The following is a 1,558-nucleotide window of genomic DNA, read 5'->3' on the forward strand; positions in this document are numbered from 1 at the left end:
AGCAGATACCGCACATTCGTTTATGTTAGAAAACATATTGTGCATTGTTTAGTTTTCAAAGAACATTTCTTGTTTGTTGCTGTCTCCGTGAGTCAGCTTCTATATAATAACCCGATTTCAAATAAATGTCAACACTTTTTTAAAAAAAATATAAAATATTTTAAAAAAGTTTTCTAAATGCTATAATAATAGCTATATTCATTAATATTTTTAGGAGGATATCATTATGAAAAAGACTAATGCGGCTCGCATTTTAGACCGCTTAAAGATAGATTATGAACTAAAAGAATATAAAGTAGATTTAAATGACTTAAGTGCTATCCATGTTGCTAAAGATGTAAATATGGATATAAAAACTGTATTTAAAACTTTAGTAGCTAGAAGTGATAAAAATGATATCATCATGGCTTGTATCCCTGGCGATGATGAATTGCATCTAAAAAAACTTGCTCAAGTTGCTAATTTTAAAAAAGTAGAAATGATACATCTTAAAGAATTATTGCCTTTAACTGGTTATGTGCGTGGTGGTTGTTCTCCACTTGGTGCAAAAAAAGCTTATCCTGTATTCATTGATGAAACAGCTCTAAAATGGCCTAAAATAGCTATTAGTGCAGGTGTACGTGGAGAACAGATTTTACTTGCACCACAAGATTTAATAAAAGCTGTTAATGCTACTGTTGCCGATTTAATTAAATAAAAAAGAAAGTGATTTTTATGAATACAGATGAAAGACGTGAACAAATCCTTTATACGTTAAAACAAACTAATACACCAATTACTGGCTCAGAATTAGCTAATATTTTCAAAGTCAGTAGACAGATTATCGTTGGAGATATTACCGTTTTGAGAGCTTCCGGTCATAATATTTTTGCTACACCTAGAGGCTATTTACTACCTCACGACCAAGCAAAAGAAGAACAACTCGCCACTATAGCTTGCCAACATAATGATGATAATTTACAAACAGAATTAGAAATTATCATTGATAATGGTGGTAAAGTTCGTGATGTTATCGTTGAACACCCATTATATGGTGAAATTCGTGTCAATCTCTTCATCAATAGTCGTAGAGATATTCAATTATTTTTGGCAAAAAAAGAAAAAACAAATGCTTCTGCTTTAATGAGCATAACAAACGGTCTTCATTATCATACAATTGAAATTCCTAATATGGAAACTTTGGAATTAATAAAAACTGAATTAAACAAGGCTCATATATTAATCGCCTAAACAAAAAGCAAGGATATAAACCGATGTTTTAATCCTTGCTTTTTTATTTACGAATAGAAATTAAACTCGCACATAAGCTTTTAATGTTGTAATTTTTTTGCCCTATAGATTTTCCATATGGTGCTATAGTATATTCTTTTATATTTTCAGGTATTATAAATGTTTCTGCATAGTGAACAACAAATGGAGCAAATACATTTTCTGGTGAAGTTACAATTGCTTCTTCACCTTCAATTAAATTTAAAACATTTACCAAATGCGAGCGTAAAGCCCCTAAATTTATTTATGGGGATATAAGCTCGCTAAAAAACAATGATTCGATATCATT

The 1,558-nt window shown here is 30.2% G+C and carries 3 protein-coding genes; 2 read left to right on the forward strand and 1 reads right to left on the reverse strand.

All coding sequences use genetic code 11. The features are described 5' to 3' along the window. The first annotated feature begins 226 nt into the window (after nucleotides 1-226). The gene (ybaK, locus tag BMX03_RS11005; RefSeq protein WP_008539794.1) at nucleotides 227-697 is read left to right on the forward strand and encodes a Cys-tRNA(Pro) deacylase; all 471 of its coding nucleotides are present in this window, start codon (nucleotides 227-229) and stop codon (nucleotides 695-697) included. Nucleotides 698-714: 17 nt separating this feature from the next. Further along, on the forward strand, nucleotides 715-1,230 hold the full coding sequence (locus BMX03_RS11010; protein ID WP_075554773.1) for a transcription repressor NadR: 516 nt from the start codon (nucleotides 715-717) through the stop codon (nucleotides 1,228-1,230). A gap of 43 nt (nucleotides 1,231-1,273) precedes the next feature. Here BMX03_RS11010 and BMX03_RS11015 read toward each other — a convergent pair whose 3' ends face one another. Continuing rightward, nucleotides 1,274-1,486, reverse strand: a complete 213-nt coding sequence (locus BMX03_RS11015) for a hypothetical protein (protein ID WP_022227933.1) — start codon at nucleotides 1,484-1,486, stop codon at nucleotides 1,274-1,276. Nucleotides 1,487-1,558: the final 72 nt, after the last annotated feature.

This window comes from Megamonas sp. Calf98-2 (assembly GCF_900110235.1).
GTDB lineage: Bacteria > Bacillota > Negativicutes > Selenomonadales > Selenomonadaceae > Megamonas > Megamonas funiformis.

Excerpts from the sequence above, each read along its gene's own strand:
- ybaK (WP_008539794.1), top strand. The coding sequence starts at position 227 with ATGAAAAAGACTAATGCGGCTCGCATTTTAGACCGCTTAAAGATAGAT.
- BMX03_RS11010 (WP_075554773.1), top strand. The coding sequence starts at position 715 with ATGAATACAGATGAAAGACGTGAACAAATCCTTTATACGTTAAAACAA.